Source organism: Nocardia sp. NPDC003979, from assembly GCF_053605015.1.
The window spans coordinates 217,443-236,794 of record NZ_JBSGIJ010000009.1; the positions used below are offsets into that span (position 1 = coordinate 217,443).

Consider the following 19,352-nt stretch of genomic DNA (forward strand, 5'->3'; position numbering starts at 1 on the left):
GAGGTCGGTCATGATGAGGGAGACCGAAATGCGCGCAGCGTGACGTCGACGAGGGAATCGGCGTATTCGGCGGTGAGCGGCCCGGACCTGTGTAGCCACCGCTGGAACAGCGGGGCGTAGAGCACCTCCAGGACCAGGTCGAGATCAGCGCCGGGGTCGAGTTGGCCTGCCCGCTGTGCGCTGCGCAAGCGGGCCTTCTTCGCTTCGTCCACCGGACGCGCGAGCTTCTCGCGGAACTGGGCAGCGAGCTCGGGGTCGTTGACGATCTCGACCTCGAGAGCACGGATCGGACGTTCGAAGTCCGGGTCAGCGAACTTTGCGGCCGTGGCCCGCATGACCACCTTCAGGTCGGCCTCGATGTCCCCGGTGTCGGGCAGCTCCACCTGCGGCCCTTCCTCTGTTGTGCTGAGGGCGAGGAACGAATCGAAGATGACGGCTCCCTTGGACGGCCACCACCGGTAGATCGTCTGCTTGCCGACCCCGGCGCGTGCCGCGATGGCCTCGATGGAGACTTTCGTGTAGCCAACCTCGGAGATCAATGCGCGGGTGGCCGCGAGGATGGCTTGGCGCGATCGCTCGCTGCGCCGCGAACTTCCCTTGGCGTCGGTCATGGGGGCACCTTATCAATCAACCGAGACGAGACGGTTCGGTTGTCAAGGAGTACGGCCAGGTCGCCCGCCGACCCGAGACTGTGCTCGGGTCGGCCGCCGCGCGTCTCAGCCGGTGAAGGATTCGGGGCCGAAGCGACCCCAGGCTACGAATGCGGCCGCGGCGAGATAGACGAAATTCAGGACGACGTATTTGTATTGCGCGTAGCGGGCATGGGTGATCATCGCGCCGATCATCAACAGCACCCAGCATGCGGCGGTGACAGGCACCATCACCGGTGCGATATCGAGCACGGCGGGCAGGATCAGTCCGGCCGCTGCGAGGATCTCCAGGACTCCCAGGGTCCTGACGAACCCGCTGCCTGCGTGTTCGGTCCATCCGCCGCCGGACTTCCTGCCGAGTTCATCGAGTTTGTCCTTGGGCATGAATGTCTTGGTGACCCCGCCGAGCAAAGCGAGGGCGGCGAGCAGGCCGGCGATGATCCAGAGTGCGAGGTTCATGGAGTTCTCCTTCGGATGAGGCGCGAGACGAGCTCGTCGTCAGCGGTCGCGCATCAGACACCGCCGGCTCTGGTGGCGTGACACCGCTGCGACGTGACGTGATCTGCCTCACTGCGGTGTCACAGCGCGCGGTTGTGCGGTGTCTCGTGCTGAACCCCGTGAACCGAAGGAGCAACCGAACACCGAGAACCCTGTCGTGGAGGCGGTGACCGGTCAGCGGTTCGACGTGGTGCTGAGCCTGGCGCCGAGCAGCCCGGAAGTCGGCAAGGTCATCGTGATTCCCTGAGAGACCGAGGAAGAGGACAACGTGGTGCACACTCCACCGAATGACGGGCGGACACCGGAACTCGCGACCGCGGCCTTTGTCGCGCACCGCAATCTGCTGTTCACCGTCGCCTACGAGATGCTCGGATCGGCCGCGGACGCCGAAGACGTGCTGCAGGAGACGTGGCTGCGCTGGAGCAAGGTCGATCTGGGGCAGGTGAGCGACCAGCGGGCCTATCTGGTGCGGATCACGACCCGGCAGTCGCTCAACCGGCTGCGCACGATCAGCCGTCGCAAAGAATCCTATGTGGGTCCCTGGCTGCCCGAGCCGCTGCTGACCGCGCCGGACGCGGCTGCCGACCTCGAACTCGCCGAGAGCTTGTCGATGGCGACGATGCTCATCCTCGAAACACTGTCACCCACCGAACGCGCGGTATTCGTGCTTCGCGAGGTGTTCGAGATCGACTACGACGATATCGCCGCCGCCGTCGGCAAGACTCCCGCCGCCGTCCGCCAGATCGCCCACCGCGCCCGCGGACACGTCGATGCCCGCCGCCCCCGAATGACGGTCTCGGCCGACGAAACCCGGGCCGCACTCGAGTCGTTTCGCCGTGCCCTCACCTCCGGTGACCCCCAAGCCCTGCTGGACGTCCTCGCCCCCGAGGTCGTCCTCGTCAGCGACGGCGGTGGGGTCAAGCGCGCGGCACTGCGGCCCGTCGCAGGCGCGGAGAACGTGGTCCGCTACATCCTCGGCGGAATCGGCAGGACCGAGGCCTCGATCGTCATCGATCCCACTCTGCTCAACGGCAGCCCGGCCCTGGTCTTCCGATTGGACGGCGAGATCGATGGAGTCATGGCGTTCCGGGTCGACAATGACCGGATCACCGGCCTCTACTTCGTCCGCAACCCACACAAGCTGACCAGGATCGAATCGGAGACCCCCTTGACCCTGCGCTGACCCGGCTCACGACGATCGTCGACCAGCCGGCCGGGTTCGCGACACCGCTTCGACCGGGGTCGGTAGCAGGCCCTCGGTGATGAAACCGTCGACATAACGCTGTAGGACAGCCCCGTCGATGTCCGGGCAACGAACACCGGATCGCGCCAGGACCGCGCGAGTGCCGGTGTCGTCGACGATCAGGGCGTCGCCGCCACCGTTGAGGTAGTTGTCGGCCACGAGTGCCGCGCGCATCAGGTCGGCATGCTGTGCGATCCGTCCGGCCAAGCGTTCGGCGGCATCGGCCACCGGCACGATGTCGATGGGAAATCCGGTGCGGCGCAGGGTATTGAGGATGTCGCCGACATTGGTCGGCGCACTGTTGACCAAATGGTAGATCTCGGTGGCGGGCTGCCGTCCGGTGGCGAGCGTGACCAAGGCGCGTGCCACGTAGTCGACCGGGGCCAACGTGACCTCGGCGGACTCGATGTCGGGCGCGACCCCGAGATGGGCGGCCGATCGGATCAGTGTCCAGAACGCGTCGTCAGCGCTGTTCGCGCCGCTGCTGATCGATCCGGCGACCAGGCCGGGCCGGTGCACGGCGACCGGCAACCCGCGTTCGGCTGCCGCGAGGACCAACTGCTCGGCCACCCATTTGGTGGCCAGATACCCATTGCGCGGTACCTGGTCGGCGGTGATCGCCGTGTGCTCGGTGACGACTCCGGTGTGGCCGACACCGACGGCCGCCGACACGGTCGACACGAAATGGAGGGCCTTCACCCTGGTATCGACAGCCAGTCGCAGGATCTCGACGGTTCCGGCGACGTTCGCCGGGCGCAGGGCGGCATAGGATTCCAGGTGATTCACGCGGGCACCGTTGTGGTAGATCACCTCGATACGCGCGGCCAGCTCGGTCCACGTGTCAGGGGCGAGCCCGAACCGCGGTGCGGCGAGGTCGCCGGGCACCGGCACGACGCGGTCGGCGAGTCCGTCGGTCTCCAGTCCGTAGCGCCGCAGGGTTGTTTCGAGACGGAGGCGCGCGTCGTCGGTGTCGTCGGCGCGGACCAGGCACCAGACGCGGGACGGGGTGCGGTCGAGCAGCTCGCGCAACAGGTGGATGCCGACGAAACCGGTGGCGCCGGTCAGGAGCACATCGTCGGCCGAGGTCGGCGGCGGCGGGAAGGCTGCGGGCACCGTGATGTTTGGATCGAGCTGGGCGTCGGCGATCAGCATGTCGGTCCACTGTCCGGCCGCCGCCGCGCCGGATTCCGCTGTCACCGCCGCCGTCACCGCACGCGGCGTCGGCGCTTCGAACAGCAGGCGCGGGTCGGCGTCGATGCCGAGCCGGGTCCGCAGCTCCGATCGGAGCGTGAAGACGAGCAGCGAGGTGCCACCGAGATCGAAGAAGCTGTCGTCGATCTCGACCGAATCTCGTTCCAGCACATCGGCGAACACCCGCGCCACCGCGAGCTCGCGCACGGTCGCCGGCTCACCGCTGTGGGCAGGCGCGTCGGACGCGGGGTCGACTTCCGGGCGTTCGGGCATGCCGAGCCCGGTCGTGCCGGACAGCTGCGCGAGGGTCACGTCGGGATGCGTGGCGACGGTCGTCAGGATATCGCGGAACCGTGCCGCGAACGCGGTGACCGTCGCTTCCTCGTAGAGGTCGGTGGCATAGCGCAGGTTGCCCGTCAGACCACCGGTGCCCGGGTCTTCACGCAGCGTGAGACTCAGGTCGAAATGTGTTGTTTCCCAAGGGAAGTCGACAACGGATATGGTCAGGCCGCCGAGGTCGAGCGAGGGCGGTGCGGGCAGGTTCTCGTAGGAGAACACGGCGTCGAACAGCGGGTGCCTGGTGTTGTCACGTGGCGGATTCACCGCTTCGACGATGTGGTCGAAGGGGACCTCGGCATTGCCCAGCGCGGCGAGCGAGACTTCCCTCGCGCGCACCACCAACGCGGTGAAGTGTTCCTGCGGATCGAGAGTCAGGCGCAACGGCAGGGTGTTCACGAACATGCCGACCAAGCGGTCGAGGGCGGGGTGTGCGCGACCCGCGACCGGGGTCCCGATCGTCACATCCGCGCTTCCGGCCAGGTCACCGAGCAGCACGGTGAACGCCGCGTACCCGGCCATGAAGGGAGTCGCGTTGTGTCGTCGGGCCAGTTCGGCAAGCGCTGTCGCGACATCGGCGTCGATCTCGAACTCGACCACCGCACCGGCCCCACCCGGCCTGCCGATGCCGGGGGCGCGGACTCGATCGGTCGGTAGCGGCGGCCGGTCGGACGCCCCGTCCAGCGCACGCACCCAGTGCGCGAGCTGACCGGCGGCGCGGGACCGCGGATCGTGCCGATCGCCGAGTCGCCGATGCTGCCACAGTGTGTAGTCGGCGTACTGCAGCGGCAACGGTTCCCACCGCGGTTGCCGTCGGGCGGCACGCGCGGTGTACGCCGCGGACAGATCGGCCACGAGCGGACCGTGCGACCAGCCGTCGGCGGCGATGTGATGTGCCACCAGCGCGAGCACGTGGTCGTCGGTGCCGATATTCCACAATGCCAATCGGATCGGCGCGTCGGTGGTGACGTCGAAGGGCACGGTGACCGTCTCCGCGAGTTCGGCGTTCAGATCGTCCCGGTCGAGGGTGCGCGCGGTCAGCGGTGCCCGGCCGAGGGCCTCGTCGACGGTGAGGATGCGGACGCGCGGCCCGGCGCTGCTGCCGGGGTACACCGTGCGCAGCACCTCGTGCCGGTCGACCACATCTCGTACCGCGGCGTCGAGCGCCGCCAGATCGAGAGATCCCCTGAGCCGCAACGCGATCGGCAGATGATAGGCCGACGACTCCGGGTACAGCTGATTGAGCAGCCACATCCGCAGCTGCGCCGGGGCAGGCGACAGGTGCTCGGGCCGGGTCAGCGGCGCCGGTGCGTCCGGGTCTTCGGCGTCGTCGAGTCGCAGTGCCAACCCCGCGACGGTCGGTGCGTCGAAGACGGTGCGGACGTCGAGGCCGAGCCGTCCCGCGAGCGCGGTGGCGGTGAGCGAGGTCCCACCCAGTTCGAAGAAGTCGCTCTCGGCCCCGGCCACTTCGATCGCGAGAACCTCGCTGAAGGCCGCTGCCACCTTCCGCTCCGAATCTGTCGCGACAGGCCGGGAACCGTGGTGACCGAACACCGGCGCGGGCAGGCGACGGGTGTCGAGTTTGCCGTTCGGAGTCAACGGCAGCGTGTCGAGCACGAGGTAGGCGCTCGGACGTAGGTACGCGGGCAGTTGCTCGGCGATGAGGAGCCGCACCTGCTCCACATCGAGTGGGCCGTCCGGCACCAGGTAAGCCACCAGATGGGTACCCCTCGAGTCCTGATGGGCAGTGACGGCGGCCCGGCCGACCCCGGGTAGGCCGGTGAGAGTGGTCTCGATCTCGCCCGGCTCGATGCGGTGCCCGCGCACCTTGATCTGGAAGTCGCTGCGGCCGTGGTAGATCAGTTCGGGCTCGGCGCCGGTGGTGAGCGTGACCAGGTCACCGGTGCGGTACACCCGCCCGCCGGGCGGCCCGAACGGATCGGCGACGAATCGGGCCGCTGTCAACGAGTGCCGACCGTGGTAGCCGCGCGCCAGGGCCGGGCCGCCGAGGTAGAGCTCGCCGATGACACCGGGTGGCACCGGGCGCAGCCGGGCGTCGAGCACCAGTGCGTGGAATCCGCGCAGCGGCGCGCCGATCGTCACCGATCGATCCGGTGTCAGTTCCGCGATGGTCGCGATGTCGGTCGCCTCGGTAGGGCCGTATCCGTTGCGCATCAACCGGTTTCGCGACCAGGCCGAAACCAGGTCGGCGCGGATCGCCTCCCCGCCGACACCGAGGACACGCAGTTCCGGCAGGGTCTCGGGATCGAGGGTCGCCAGCACCGCCGGGGTGATGATGGCGTTGGTCACCCGCTCGCGACGCATGAGCTCGGCCAGATCCGGTCCGGCCATCACGTAGCGCGGGGCCACCACCAGTGTCGCGAAACCGGCCAGCCCGCACAGGATCTCGCCGACCGCCATGTCGAAACCGGGGGAGGCGTGGTGCAGGGTCCGGGCTCCGGGCCGCAACGCGTACCGGTCGCGCCGCTCCGCCGCCAGGTTCGCGAGACCGCCGTGGGTCACCAGCACGCCCTTGGGGGCACCGGTGGAACCGGAGGTATAGATGAGGTAGGCGGGGTGCTCGGGCCGCGCGGCGACCGGCAGCAGTTCCGCGTCCGGGGTCGCATCGGGGTCGACGATGGTCCAGTGGACCGATCCGGGCAGATCCGCCGGGTGCTCGACACCGGTGACGCCGAGGACGGCACCGCAGTCGTCGAGGATGTGCGCGATGCGCTCGGCCGGGTATCCCGCGTCGATCGGTACGAAGCCCGCCCCGGTCTTGGTGATCGCCCAGACAGCTCCGACCGAGGCGGCGGAGCGTTCCATGACCATCGCGACCAAGGTCTCGGGGCCGGCACCCGCCGCCTGCAGCGCGCCGGCGAGGCGGTCGGTCCACTCGTCGAATTCCCGGTAGGTCCAACGCTTCTCACCGTAGACGACGGCGATGCCGTCCGGGTTCTCCGCGACGGCGGCGGCGATCAGCTCGCCCAGCGTGGCCGGTGGACCAGCCGTCGGCCCGCACCAGGGGACGAGCAGGCCCGCCTCGGCGCCGGTGAGGACCGGCAACCGGTCGATCGCGACATCGTCGGCGGCGGTCGCGAACTCTGTCAGGAAGCCGACGAATCGCTCCAGGTGCGCGGTGACCTCGGCCTCGGTGTATCGATGGCGGTTGGCTTCGAACTCGACCCGCAACCCGGAACCGGTCAGCGGATACACATTGAGCGCGAGGTCTTCGACCGGCCCGGTGGACAGCAGCTCGATGACGCCGCGCGCCGGGCCGAGCATCAACTCGGTGTGGAAGTTCATGATGTTGACGGCCGGTCCGAAGTTCAGCGACTCGGCTCGGCGACCACTGTCGCGGATCATGTCGGCACCGCGATAGCGCTGATGACGTAGTGCCCCGCTCAGTTCGGCACGCGCGCAGACGATGGCGGTGCCCACGGTGGCGCCCGAGCAGCGCAGCGGGACGATATTCGAAGTCATGGCACCGCATTCGCGCATCGCGGCGGTCGTGCGCGCGGCGACCGGCAGGCTCAGCGCCACCGACTCGGCGTCGGTCAGCCTGCCGAGGAACGCGGCGAATGCCGCTGTCAGCACGGGCGCGATGCCGGGGAAGCCGGCGCGCGTGCGCAGTCGCTCGACCAAGTGATGGCGGCAGCTCGGCGCGGGCGTGGATCGGGAGCGGGTCGGGAGCACCGGGTCGCGTCGCGAGAGTGACCGGGGCGGGCAGAACGGCGAGCTGCTCGCGCCAGTATTCGCGGTCGATCTCATACCGTCGCGAGCCCAGGTAACTCTGCTCCGCAGCGGCCAGAACCGCTGTCGAATCGACTGCGGCCGAAGGTAATTCGTGCCCCTCCAGCAGGGCGGTGTAACAGGTGCTCAGCAAATGCTGCATGCGGACGGCGCCGAAGCCGTCGAGCGCCAGGTGATGCGCGCGGGTGTAGAGCAGGTGATGCTCCGAGCTGAGGCGCAGGACCGTGGTCACGATGGGTGGGTCGGCGATCAGATCGAACGGCGCACACTGATCGGCCCGCATCCACGCGTGGGCTGCGGCCTCCGGGTCGGCCTCTCCACTGCAGTCGACGAGGGCGATGTGGTCGTCGATGCCATCGTCGTGCACCTGTCCCGGCTGCCCCTCGACGAGGGTGAACCGCACATAGGCACCCAGATCACGCGCGGCCGAGTGCACCGCGCGGCGATATGCCGCCACATCGAGCGGTCCGCGCAGGTCGACATACTGGCCGACCGCGAGCGGCACCGGCCCGAGCAATTGCTGAGCGAACCACACCTCTCGTTGTGCCGCGGTGAGCGGGCGGACAGCAGGGGTCGAGCGGTGGGGGATCATGGTGCCTCGGAAGCTGGGAGCGAAGGTGGGAAGTCCGCGCCCATGCCGTCGGACGGGCGCTGCGGAACCGGGAACTCAGGCGGGAAAGTCGGTGAGATACCCACCGCGAGCGAAGAATTCGGCACCGTCGTACTCGGTGCCCGTCGCGCTGCGGACACGTTTGATCACCAACGCGTGGTTGCCACCGCGGTGCGGTTCGGCTCCACACACGACCGCGCCGCCACCTTCCTGAACGATCACCCTGCCCGCGGTGCCGCCGTAACGTGCCTCGGAGACGACCGCGTCGAGAATCTCGACGCGCTCACCGCGGTAGTAGGAGTAGGCGCGCGGATACGGTGCGGACAGCGCCCGCACGAACCGTTCCGATTCGGTCGCGTCGAGGGACCAGTCGATCCGGCTGTCACGATCGGACCGCTTGTGGAAGTAGGTGCGCTCGGCCTTGTTCTGCGGTGTCCACACCGCGGTGCCGTTCTCGAGCGCCGCGAGCGCCTCGTGCACCGCCGCCGGAATCAATTCCATGCCGGCCAGGACGAGTTCGGTGCCGGTGGCGCCGGGCGGGATCGGCAGGCGCTTCTGGACCAGGATATCGCCGGTGTCGAGTTGCTCGTCCATGCGATGCACCGTCAGGCCGAATTCCTCCGCGCCGCTGATCAGCGCCCACAGCACCGGTGAGAACCCGGTGAATTTCGGTAGCAGCGAATCGTGCAGGTTCAGGGTGCCGTGGGGCGGCATGTCGTACAGCTCCGCGGGCATCCAGGTGTACCAGCTGTTGACCACGATCACGTCGGGTCGGGCACGCTTGACGAGATCGATGGTCTCGGCGTCGGCGCGTTCGGTGAGGTGCACCGGAATGCCGTGTTCGGTGGCCAGTTCCTCGACCGAGTCGTTCCAGATCGCCTTGTAGGCGGATTCCGCGGCCGGGTGGGTGACCGCAAGGACCACCTCGTGCTCCGAGTCGATCAGGGCCTGCAGGGTCTTACGACCCCAGGTTTGGAAACCGAACGACACGATGCGCATGGAACTGCCTACTTTCGTATATGTGTAGGCTTACCTTACATAGATGTCAATATGCTCGTGTGTGCGGCCGCTGCGCCGACCCGGTGCTCCTCGACGCTGCCCACGACGGACGGGGCCGCGTCGCTCGCAGGTGGAGGCAGGAATCAGATTGTCGGCCAGGCCACTTCGTCGATCGCGAGCCACGGAGCCTTCGCGACCACCGCGGGGGTCATGTCGGTGATCGCCTTGGTGCGACGATGAAAATGCGATTGGTCGACATAGCCTGCCTCGGCGGCGGCGTCCGCGGGCGAGCGCCCTGTCGCCAGGAGATGGGCGGCATGGTCGAAGCGGACCAGGTCGGACGCGTGCTTGGGTGAGATTCCGATACTGGACCGGAAGCGGGACCATAGTCGCTGGCGGGTCCAGCCGGTCTCCGCGGCAAGGGTCTCGATGCGGATCCGGCCTCGGCTGCGGACGGTCCGGTCCCAGGCATACGTGATCTCGGGTGCTACACCGGATCCGCGACGCACCCGGCTTCGCAGGAATGCGGCCACGATGGTGAACCGCTCGTGCCACGACGGCGTTGCACGGAGTCGCTCGGTCAAGCCGGTGGTTTCGTTGCCCCACAGGTCCGGCAGCGGTGTCACAGTGCCGCCGATGATGTCGGTGTCTTGGAGAACCACCGCGGCGACGACGGGGGGCATGCGGATCTGCAGGACGTCACCGACTCCTGTGCTGGTGATGCGTAGCGGGCCTGCGTGGAGACCGATGATCGCGTTCCCGACGACTTGGCACCCGAGAACGTCGTACACGACTCCGTGTTCGCTGAGGTCGAGCAGGAGTGTGATCGAAGGATGCGGGATCATGGTGATTTCCACGGCGGCATCCCCGTGGTACCGGAATCCCGCCATCTGGATTCCCGGCCTGGGCACTCGGCCCGGCACAGCGACATCGACCCGACTCCAGTCCCATCGGCTCGCTGCGTCCACGCCTTCAGGCTATCCGGAGTGAAACAGCCTGACATTTGTCCAATACGTCGTGACGGGTCGACGGCGATGCTGGCGGTATGAGCGCATCGAGTCCCCTCAAGCCACGTGAGGATACGACAATCCGCGGGTTGCACGTCGTCATCGACGGGAACCCGGCCGCACCGCCCCTGCTACTCGTGCACGGCTCGGGCGCAACCGGTTCGATGTGGGCACCCGTGGTGCCGTCGCTCGCCGCGAAGTATCGGGTGATCACGATCGACCTGCCGGGATGTGGCCGGTCGGAGTCGGCATCGACGTACGCCGTTGCGCAACAAGCGAATCGGGTGGCGAAGGTGTTGGACGATCTCGGGGTCCGGAATCTGCGGGTGGTCGGTCACTCCAGCGGCGGGTATATCGCGACGGCCCTCGTCGAGAGTCGACCCGATCTAGTCGGCGATCTGGTGCTGGTCAGCACGGGCCCGAGTCTGGCAGCGCTGCTCCCTGAGCCCGCGATCATCCGGGCACTCACCTCGCCGCCGTTCGGTCCGCTCGTGTGGGCGGTCCGCACCGATTCGATGATCCGCCGCGGACTGTCAGCGACCGCGGCGACGACGATCACGGTGCCCGACGGTGCCGTGGCCGACTTACGCGCGATGTCCTATCGAACCTTCCGTGCGATTCTCGCCGCCAACATCGACTACCTCGCCGCGCGAACCGTGCCCCAGCGCCTCATCGACGCCGGAAAGCCCCTCCTCGTGATCTTCGGAGACTCCGATCCTCGCTGGGACCCGGAGTCGGCGCACGACTACGAGGCGGTGCCGGGTGCCGAGCTGGAATACCTTCGCGGAGTAGGTCATCTAGCGATGCTCGAAGACCCCGACGCCCTCGCCCACTCGATCCTCGCCAGCGCGGAGGCGGACCGCGCCATCTGAAGGAGCGCCGCGCATCGCGGATTTCGTCGGCGCTCAGCGGGCGCGGGCGCTCCAGCGTCCGTCGTAGCGGACTTCGATCGGGTGGGCGAAGGCCGTCGAGACGTGGTCGGTGGTGATGACCTCGGTGGCCGGGCCTGCGGCGACGGTGTGGCCGTCGGCGATGAGCAGGGCGTGGGTGGTGGTGCTCGGCAGTTCCTCGAGGTGGTGGGTGACCAGGATCGAGGCGACTTCGGGGTGGGTTCGGTCGAGGCTGTCCAGGGTGGTGAGCAGTTGTTCGCGGGCGGCCAGGTCGAGGCCGGTGGACGGTTCGTCCAGGAGCAGGACCCGGGGGTTGCTGATCAGGGCCCGGGCGATGAGAGTGCGGCCGCGCTCACCTTGGGAAAGGGTGGGCCAGAGATCGTCGGCCTTGCCGGACAGGCCGAGAGTGTCGATGATCTGCTCGGCGCGCTCCAGCTCGTCGGAACTCGGTGACCAGCGCATCGGTGTGTCGATCGTGCCCGTGAGGCCGGTGAGCACGACCTCGCGCACCGAGAGGGCGTGCGGCAGCCGATGCCGCGGGTTCACATGTCCGATCGAGCGCCGCAGCCGAGCCAACTCGACCCGCCCGAACTGCTCCCCGAGCACCCGCACGGTCCCCGTCGTCGGAAAGGTGACGGCACCGCAGAATCCCAACAGCGTGCTCTTGCCTGCGCCGTTGGGCCCCAGGAGCGCCCAGTGCTCGCCGGCGCGCACCGTCAGCGAGATCCCGTTGATGATCTTCTTGCCGTCCCGGCGGAAGGTCACATCGTCCAGTTCGATCACGGGGCTGCCGGTCATGTGAAGGCCTCCTTGAGGGCGGAAAGGTGCGTGCGGCTGAATTCTGCTGCGGCAGTCGGTGTTCGATCCGCGATCGCCTGCGCGAGTTGCTCGTGTGCGTGCTGGTCGTCCTGCTCGGAGCGGACCGGGCGAAGCTCGAGCATGTCGATCATGGCCAGACGTAGGCGCGGTAGAAGGCTGTCGAAAAGCTGGGTGAGGACATCGTTGTGCGCGGCGACGACGACCGCACGATGGAAGGCCATGTCGGCATCGACGTGATCGGCGACGGGCCGACCTTCGACGCGGCGTTCCGCCAGAGTTCGCCGGATGGCCCGCAGGTCGGCGGGTGTCCGTCGTTGGGCGGCGAGGGCCGCGGCCTCCGCTTCGATGGCGATGCGGGCCTCGATCACCGCGACGATGGTGGCACCACGCAGCACCACATCCCAGTCCTCGGTCACGTCGAGCGCGGTGACGAACACGCCTGCGCCCTGCCTGCTGTCGAGCACGCCTTTGCCCGCGAGTTCGCGGATCGCCTCACGCACGGTCGACCGCCCGACCCCCAACTGGGCGGCGAGCAAGGTCTCGCCCGGTAATCGATGACCCAAGGGCCACTCGCCCGCCCGGATCCGCGCGAGCAGCAGTTCGGCCGCTTGAGCCGCCAGTGGCTGGCGCCTTACCTGGGGTGTCACCTGGTGACCTCTCTACTTGTCTGAGGAGTTGTGGTAGAAGTGTACCCATCATGACCTACACCGCGCTCCTCCTCGGCCGCCACGGCGGGGCCTGACGACCGGCCGCCCCGCCGTGGGGCTCCGTCGTGGCCGGTCTCCGTCGACTTCGGCCCTGGACGGCCGGGAAGTAGAGCAAGTCATGACCGAATTCCCCACCCTGACAACACCTTCGGGTTCTCTTGCCGATGGTGCGCCCGCATGGAACCGGCAACGTCACTCGGCGATGCCGTCGTATCGATATCGAGATGTCCACCATCGCGTGACAGTGCCTGCCGGACAACGTGACTGGCCGAGCGCACGGATCACCACCGCGCCACTGTGGGTCCCGGTCGACCTGCGCGACGGCAACCAGGCACTGGCCGAGCCGATGGACCCGGCGCGCAAACGCCGGTTCTTCGAACTCCTGGTCGCCATGGGCTACAAGGAGATCGAGGTCGGCTACCCGTCCGCGTCGCGAACCGACTTCGACTTCGTACGCCTGCTGGCCGAATGCCCCATCGCGCCGCCGGATGTGGCCTTGGTCGTGTTCACCCCGGCGCGTCGCGACCTGATCGCACGGACCGTCGAGTCGGTCCGCGGCATCACCAACGACGTGATCATCCACCTGTACACGGCCACGGCGCCGGTCTGGCGCGAGGTGGTTCTCGGCAAGAACAGGAAGCAGCTGCGCGAGTTGATCGTCACCGGCGCCCGCGATGTCCTGGAACTGGCCGGCGAGCTGCCGAATGTCCGGTTCCAGTTCTCGCCGGAAGTGTTCAACCTGACCGAACCGGATTTCGCCCTCGAGATCTGCGACGCCGTCACCGAGTTGTGGCAGGCGACCCCGCACCGCCCGGTCACGCTGAATCTGCCCGCGACCGTGGAGGTGGCCACGCCGAACGTCTACGCCGACCAGATCGAATACATGCACCGCAATCTCGCCCGGCGGGACGCGGTGATCCTGTCGGTGCACCCGCACAACGATCGGGGGACCGGTGTCGCCTGCGCCGAGCTGGCCGTCCTGGCCGGTGCCCAACGGGTGGAGGGCTGTGTCTTCGGCAATGGTGAGCGCACCGGGAACGTCGATATCGCCACCCTGGCGCTGAACCTGCACGCCCAAGGGGTCGACCCGATGATCGACTTCTCCGATATCGACGAGATCCGCCGCACCGTCGAGTACTGCACGCGTCTGCCCGTCCACGAAAGGCACCCGTACGTGGGCGATCTTGTACACACGGCGTTTTCCGGTACCCACCAGGACGCGATCGGCAAAGGCATGGCCGAGCATCGTGAGCGGGCAGCGGCCCTCGGCGTGCCCGAGCGCGAATCGGAATGGCGGGTGCCGTATCTGCCGATCGACCCCACCGATCTCGGCCGCTCCTACGATGCCGTGATCCGGGTCAACTCACAGTCCGGCAAGGGCGGCATCGCCTACCTGTTGCACACCGAATACGGTCTCGAGCTGCCGCGCCGCCTGCAGATCGACTTCGCGCAGCGGGTGCAGGAACACACCGACGACAGCGGCGCGGAAATCAACGCCGAACAGCTCCGCACCCTGTTCGAGCAGAGCTACACCGCCGCCGAGCGTCGGATCACGTTGGTACAGTGGAAGTTCCTCGACGGAACCACCGAAATCGTCCTGGACGCGCACGGCACCGAACACCACTCGACCCACGAGGCGAGCCCGGTCGATGCCCTGACCACTGCCCTCGCCGAGACAACCGTCGGCTCCATCGAGATCCTCGGCCTCACCCAGCACGCCGCCGCTGACGGCACCGCTGCGAGCTACGTCGAGTATCGAGCCGCGGGCCGAACCGGATGGGCATTCGGCCTCGACGCCTCGCCCGTCGCCGCGTCGCTCGAGGCGGTGATGAACGCAGCGAACACGGCCACATAGGAACCGGCGCGGCCAGGTTCACCGATCGGCAATGCGCGCGGCGACCGCTGGGCGCTCGCTATTCATCACCGGTTATCCGGCCTCGATAGCGTGGTGGTACTCGGAAGGAGCCGGCGTCATGGAATTCCGACATCTCGTTTCGTTTATCACCATCGCCGAAGAGTTGCATTTCGGTCGCGCAGCGCAGCGCCTCCATCTGACCCAACCAAGTCTCAGTGCCCAGCTGCAGAAGCTGGAGAAATCGCTCGGCGTCCAGCTGGTCGCCCGGAACTCCCACGAGGTCCGGCTGACCCCCGCTGGGCGCGAGTTCGAAAGCCAGGCCCGCCTGATCGTCGCTCAGCTAGACCGCGCCGCCCAGGCGGCCAAGGCCACCGCCGAGGGCAGGGCGGGCAGCCTCAGCATCGGCTACAACCTGCCCGCCAGCAGGCATGTGCTGCCGGAGGCACTCACCAGGATGACCGAACGGCACCCCGACATCGTGGTGTCGCTGTGGGAGAAGCGGACCGGCCCCCAGCTGGCCGCCCTCGCCGACGGTTCCCTCGATGTTGCCCTGGTCTACGGGCATCCCAGTACCGCCGATTTCCGCTATCGCCGCCTGCTGCACCGGGTTCCGCTCGTCGCGGTAGTCGGCCGCCGACACAGGTGGGCCGACCGGCCCGGAGTCCCGTTCGCGGAACTACAGAGTCAGGATTGCGTGCTGTTCGCCCGCGAACAGTGCCCGGCGATGTACGACACCATCCTGCGGTCGGCGGCCGAAACCAGGATCTCGCTCAATGTCACGCATTCGGCCGACGACCCCGGCGCGACCGCGCACATGGTCTCGGTGCGACCACTCGTCGGATTCGCCTCGCTGCCGCGCGCGATTTCGATGGGAATGGGTGTGCCGGGCAGTAGTTCGGTGGCGGTGAAATTGTTCGATCCGGTACCGACCCTTGATTTGCACGCCGTCTGGCGGGCCGACGAACCGAATCCCGCGGTCGCGTTGTTCCTGGAATGCGTCGAATCGGCACAACTCGATGATGTCCGCGCAATGTCGGCCTGAACCCCTCGATAGGACATGACTTTCGTGCGGTAGGAACAGCGAGTGCGGCAGCGACGGGAATGGTTGACGCCGTGAAGAATTCGATTCGTGAACACAGTGTCTGCTACCGCGAACGGATTCGTTCCGGCCGATTCGTCCAGTCTGTACGCGATTGTTTCCGACGCGGCGCGGCGTGATCCGGCCCGCCCGTCACTGTGTGCCGCCGACGGCACCCAGCTGACCACCGGCGAGCTCGACACCCGGGTCCGCGGGCTCGCCTCGGCCCTGCTCGACCGCGGGGTCGCGGCGGGGGACCGGGTGGCCGTGCTCGGCCGCACGAGCCTGGAATGGGCGCTGCTCGACTGCGCGGCCATGGCTGTCGGCGCGGTGATCGTGCCGGTGTACCCGACCTCCTCGCCGGCGCAGATCGCACACATCCTGAGCGACAGCGGAAGCCGGTTCCACGCGGCCGAGACCGCCGACGACGCGGCCCGGCTGACCGGCGCGGGCGCGAGCGGCGCGGTGTGGTCCTTCGCCGAAATCGGGTCATGGGCCGAGGGCGTCGAGCACGCCGACCTCGACGCGCGGATCGCCGCGGTGGGCGCCGCCGACCTCGCGATGATCGTCTACACCAGCGGCACGACCGGCCTGGCCAAGGGCTGCATGATCAGCCACCGCAACATGTATGTCACCGCCGCGAACACCGCGCGCCAGACCGAGGGCATCTTCGACGGCACGACCGTGCTCGCGCTGCCGCTGTCCCACGTCTTCGGCCAGACGATCCTGTTCGCCTGCCTGTACGGCGGCAGCCGCACCCATCTGCTGCCCGGCGTGCCCGACCTGGTCCCGGCGCTGGCGACGCTGCGCCCGACCTTCCTCGCGCTGATTCCGTACGCGCTGGAGAAGATTCGCAAACACGTCCGCGCGCTGCTCACCGAAGGGCAGGAGGACGCGGCCGTCGAGCGTGGCCTTACGTTGCTGGCCGAGGGCGCCGCACCCACCGCCACCGACGACGCCGTCGCGGCCGCGTTCGGCGGGCGGCTGCGCCACGTGATCTCCGGCGGCGCCTCCCTCGACGACACCACCGCGGGCTTCTACGCCGGGTTCGGCGTGGTGATCCTCAACTGCTACGGCCTCACCGAGGCGGCCACCGCGGTCACCGTGAGCGCACCGTCCACCAACCGGCTCGGCACCGTTGGCCGTCCCATCCCGGGCACCGAGGTCGGCATCGGCGCCGACGGTGAAGTCCTCGTCCGCGGCCCGCACGTCTCGCCCGGCTACTGGGGTGCGGCCGCCGACCAGCGGCCCGTCGACACCGACGGCTGGCTGCACACCGGCGACATCGGCGAACTCGACGACGGGCACCTGCGGATCACCGGGCGCAAGAAGGAGATCCTGGTGACCTCCGGCGGCAAGAACGTGGCCCCGACTCCGCTCGAGGACCGGGTGCGGCTGCATCCGCTGGTGAGCAACTGCATGGTCGTCGGTGACGGTCGCCCGTTCGTGACGGCGCTGATCACCCTCGACGCCGAGCGGTACGCGAAGTGGCGCGCCGAGCATCCCGATGCCGATCCCGCCGAGACGATCCAGGCCGCCGTGGACGAGGCGAATTCCCTGGTGTCGCGACCGGAATCCATTCGCGCATTCCGCATCATCGACGGCGATTTCACCGTCGACGCCGGCCTGCTCACCTCGTCGCTGAAATTGCGCCGGGCCGCGATCGCCGAAACCTATTCCGCCGAAATAGATCAGCTCTACATGTCGCGCGGGTAACGCGACGCGAAATTCTCCCACCGGTCCCGCCGACGATAGCCGGGACCGATCGGCCGATGAATTGCGGTGCCCCCAGTGGTTTCCGTATTCCACCGGCGACAGACTCGAAATCGGAATTCGACCACCGAAAGTGATCACATCATGTATGACGTCATCGTCGTCGGAACCCGGGTCGCGGGTTCGCCCCTGGCCATGCTGCTGGCCCGTCAGGGCCACCGCGTGCTCGCCGTGGATCGCGCGAGTTTTCCCAGCGACACCCCGTCCACGCACTACATCCACCAGGCCGGTCTCGGATTTCTGAAGTCCTGGGGTCTGCTGGACACGGTGGTGGCCACCGGCTGCCCGCCGATCCGGCACCTGAACTTCACCTACACCGACATCGAGATCCGGGGCATGGCCGATCCCTCGGCCGACGGCATCGACGCCGTCTACTGCCCGCGCCGCACCGTCCTCGACAAGATCCTGGTCGACGCGGCGGGCGAGTCCGGCGCCGAGGTGATCGAGGGCTTCACCGTCACCGGTCTGCTGCGCGACGGTGACCGGGTCGCCGGTATCCGTGGCCGCGTCGGCGAGGGTCCCGAGCAGGAATTCCGCGCGAAACTGGTCGTCGGCGCGGACGGTTCGAACTCCCTCGTCGCCAAGGAGGTCGGCGCGGCCACCTACGAGGGTTCGCCCGCGGCGTGCTTCGTCTACTACTCGTACTACGAGGGCGTGGACTGGGGCATGCACCACCGCACCGGGTTCGGTGAGCAGCAGTTCGCCTCCTGGCCGACCAATGACGGCCTGGCCCTGGTGGCGGTCATGCGCAAGCGCGACCGGTTCCGTGACTTCCGTACCGATCCCGATGCCGGCGTGCAGGAGATCGTCGAGCAGATCGACCCGGAGATCGGCGCGCGGTTGCGCGAGACCGGCAAGCGGGTCGAGCCGTTCCGGCCGATGCTCTACCCCGACAACTACCGTCGCCAGTCCTTCGGTCCCGGCTGGGCGCTGGTCGGCGACGCGGGCTACCACAAGGACCCGTTCACCGGCTGGGGCATCACCGACGCCTTCAAGTACGGCCAGCTACTGGCCGACCTGGTGCACGAAAGCCTCTCGGGCGCACGCCCGTTCGAGGAGACGCTGCCGGAGTACCAGCGTGAGCGCGACGCCCAGAGCGCCAGCACCTACGAGCTCACCCAGTCCATCTCCGAGCTCACCCTCACCCCGTACTACGACTCGGTGTTCCGGGCGGCCAGCCGCAGCGAGCACTACTCGAAGAAGTTCTTCGGGCTGATCGCCGGGCTGTACCCGCCGGACAAGTTCTTCGGTGAGGCCGAGCTCACCGCGCTCTACGAGGAAGTGGACTTCCCGGTCGCCGACCGGCACATCGTGAATACCGGGGTGTCGGCGTGATCGCGGCCGGCCTGACGGCGCTCGGAGACAGCTTCGTGGAAGGCCGCGGCGACCCCGCCGCGGCGGGTGGCTACCGCGGCTGGGTCTCGCGCCTCGGCGGTCAGCTCGGGTTGCGGCCAACCACGATTCGCAACTTCGGCACGCACGGCGCCACCACCGGCGATGTCGTCGCGAGCCAGCTCGCACCGGCGACCTCGGCGGCGCGGGCCGGCCTCTACGGCGTGGTTGTCGGCGTGAACGACCTGGTCAGCGCGTATGACGAGGCTCGTTTCGCCGACAACCTGCACACCATCTTCACCACCTTGCGGGCCGGGGAAGCCACGGTGTTCACCGCGAGCTACCCCGATATCCCCGCCCGCCTGCCCGTGCCGGACGGTTTCCGCGCCCTGCTGCGCGAGCGTTTCGCCGCCGCCAACGATGTCCTCGCCCGGGTCACCGACGACACCGGCGCCCTGCTTCTCGATATCGCCGCCAGGCCCGAATGGGCCCGGCCCGAGGTGTGGACCGCCGACGGTCTGCACCCGAGTCCGGTGGGCCACCGCCTGTTCGCCGCCGCCGCGGCCGAACTGATCGCCGCGGCCACCGCCACCACTGTCGCCGCCTGAGAG

Annotated in this window: 15 protein-coding genes and 1 pseudogene; 8 read left to right on the forward strand and 8 right to left on the reverse strand. The window is 68.3% G+C overall.

Annotated features, from left to right (window positions below; translation table 11 throughout):
* Nucleotides 1–8 precede the first annotated feature (8 nt).
* Both ACWEVR_RS20580 and ACWEVR_RS20585 read right to left on the reverse strand, forming a co-directional pair.
* Nucleotides 9–611: a TetR/AcrR family transcriptional regulator gene (locus ACWEVR_RS20580; protein ID WP_452468259.1), complete on the reverse strand. Its 603-nt coding sequence runs from the start codon at nt 609–611 to the stop codon at nt 9–11.
* Nucleotides 612–716: 105 nt separating this feature from the next.
* Nucleotides 717–1,109, reverse strand: coding sequence for a DoxX family protein (locus ACWEVR_RS20585; RefSeq protein WP_452468260.1), 393 nt, complete (start codon nt 1,107–1,109; stop codon nt 717–719).
* 139 nt (nt 1,110–1,248) lie between these two features.
* On the opposite strand from ACWEVR_RS20585, the gene ACWEVR_RS20590 reads away from it, so the two are divergent.
* A complete protein-coding gene (locus ACWEVR_RS20590; protein WP_452468261.1) occupies nt 1,249–1,395 on the forward strand; it encodes a hypothetical protein in 147 nt (48 codons plus the stop codon).
* 24 nt (nt 1,396–1,419) lie between these two features.
* Nucleotides 1,420–2,331: an RNA polymerase sigma-70 factor gene (locus tag ACWEVR_RS20595; RefSeq protein ID WP_452468262.1), complete on the forward strand. Its 912-nt coding sequence runs from the start codon at nt 1,420–1,422 to the stop codon at nt 2,329–2,331.
* A 6-nt stretch (nt 2,332–2,337) separates the two neighbouring features.
* Here ACWEVR_RS20595 and ACWEVR_RS20600 read toward each other — a convergent pair whose 3' ends face one another.
* From ACWEVR_RS20600 to ACWEVR_RS20615, 4 genes and pseudogenes are all read right to left on the reverse strand, one after another.
* The gene (locus ACWEVR_RS20600; RefSeq protein WP_452468263.1) at nt 2,338–7,563 is read right to left on the reverse strand and encodes an amino acid adenylation domain-containing protein; all 5,226 of its coding nucleotides are present in this window, start codon (nt 7,561–7,563) and stop codon (nt 2,338–2,340) included.
* A 118-nt stretch (nt 7,564–7,681) separates the two neighbouring features.
* Nucleotides 7,682–8,263, reverse strand: a pseudogene (locus ACWEVR_RS20605) (condensation domain-containing protein); the annotation flags it as partial.
* 75 nt (nt 8,264–8,338) lie between these two features.
* Entirely contained in the window at nt 8,339–9,280 is a 942-nt protein-coding gene (locus tag ACWEVR_RS20610; RefSeq protein WP_452468264.1) for a methionyl-tRNA formyltransferase, read from the reverse strand.
* Between the two features lie 143 nt (nt 9,281–9,423).
* Nucleotides 9,424–10,248, reverse strand: a complete 825-nt coding sequence (locus tag ACWEVR_RS20615; protein WP_452468265.1) for a helix-turn-helix domain-containing protein — start codon at nt 10,246–10,248, stop codon at nt 9,424–9,426.
* Nucleotides 10,249–10,325: 77 nt separating this feature from the next.
* On the opposite strand from ACWEVR_RS20615, the gene ACWEVR_RS20620 reads away from it, so the two are divergent.
* Entirely contained in the window at nt 10,326–11,159 is an 834-nt protein-coding gene (locus tag ACWEVR_RS20620) for an alpha/beta fold hydrolase (RefSeq protein WP_452468266.1), read from the forward strand.
* A 33-nt stretch (nt 11,160–11,192) separates the two neighbouring features.
* Here ACWEVR_RS20620 and ACWEVR_RS20625 read toward each other — a convergent pair whose 3' ends face one another.
* A complete protein-coding gene (locus ACWEVR_RS20625) occupies nt 11,193–11,975 on the reverse strand; it encodes an ABC transporter ATP-binding protein (protein WP_452468267.1) in 783 nt (260 codons plus the stop codon).
* On the reverse strand, nt 11,972–12,643 hold the full coding sequence (locus tag ACWEVR_RS20630) for a FadR/GntR family transcriptional regulator (RefSeq protein WP_452468268.1): 672 nt from the start codon (nt 12,641–12,643) through the stop codon (nt 11,972–11,974). The genes ACWEVR_RS20625 and ACWEVR_RS20630 overlap by 4 nt, the downstream gene beginning before the upstream one ends.
* A gap of 262 nt (nt 12,644–12,905) precedes the next feature.
* On the opposite strand from ACWEVR_RS20630, the gene ACWEVR_RS20635 reads away from it, so the two are divergent.
* The 5 genes from ACWEVR_RS20635 to ACWEVR_RS20655 all read left to right on the forward strand — a co-directional run bounded on the left by ACWEVR_RS20635 (nt 12,906) and on the right by ACWEVR_RS20655 (nt 19,349).
* Nucleotides 12,906–14,558: a 2-isopropylmalate synthase gene (locus ACWEVR_RS20635; RefSeq protein ID WP_452468310.1), complete on the forward strand. Its 1,653-nt coding sequence runs from the start codon at nt 12,906–12,908 to the stop codon at nt 14,556–14,558.
* A gap of 118 nt (nt 14,559–14,676) precedes the next feature.
* Complete coding sequence (locus ACWEVR_RS20640; RefSeq protein ID WP_452468269.1) at nt 14,677–15,600, forward strand: LysR family transcriptional regulator; 924 nt, start codon at nt 14,677–14,679, stop codon at nt 15,598–15,600.
* Between the two features lie 87 nt (nt 15,601–15,687).
* Nucleotides 15,688–17,352 (forward strand): AMP-dependent synthetase/ligase, encoded by a 1,665-nt coding sequence (locus tag ACWEVR_RS20645; protein WP_452468270.1) that lies wholly within the window; start codon nt 15,688–15,690, stop codon nt 17,350–17,352.
* 141 nt (nt 17,353–17,493) lie between these two features.
* Nucleotides 17,494–18,744 carry an NAD(P)/FAD-dependent oxidoreductase gene (locus tag ACWEVR_RS20650; RefSeq protein WP_452468271.1) on the forward strand — a complete coding sequence of 417 codons (1,251 nt, stop codon included), beginning with the start codon at nt 17,494–17,496 and terminating at the stop codon, nt 18,742–18,744.
* Nucleotides 18,741–19,349, forward strand: a complete 609-nt coding sequence (locus ACWEVR_RS20655) for an SGNH/GDSL hydrolase family protein (protein ID WP_452468272.1) — start codon at nt 18,741–18,743, stop codon at nt 19,347–19,349. The genes ACWEVR_RS20650 and ACWEVR_RS20655 overlap by 4 nt, the downstream gene beginning before the upstream one ends.
* Nucleotides 19,350–19,352: the final 3 nt, after the last annotated feature.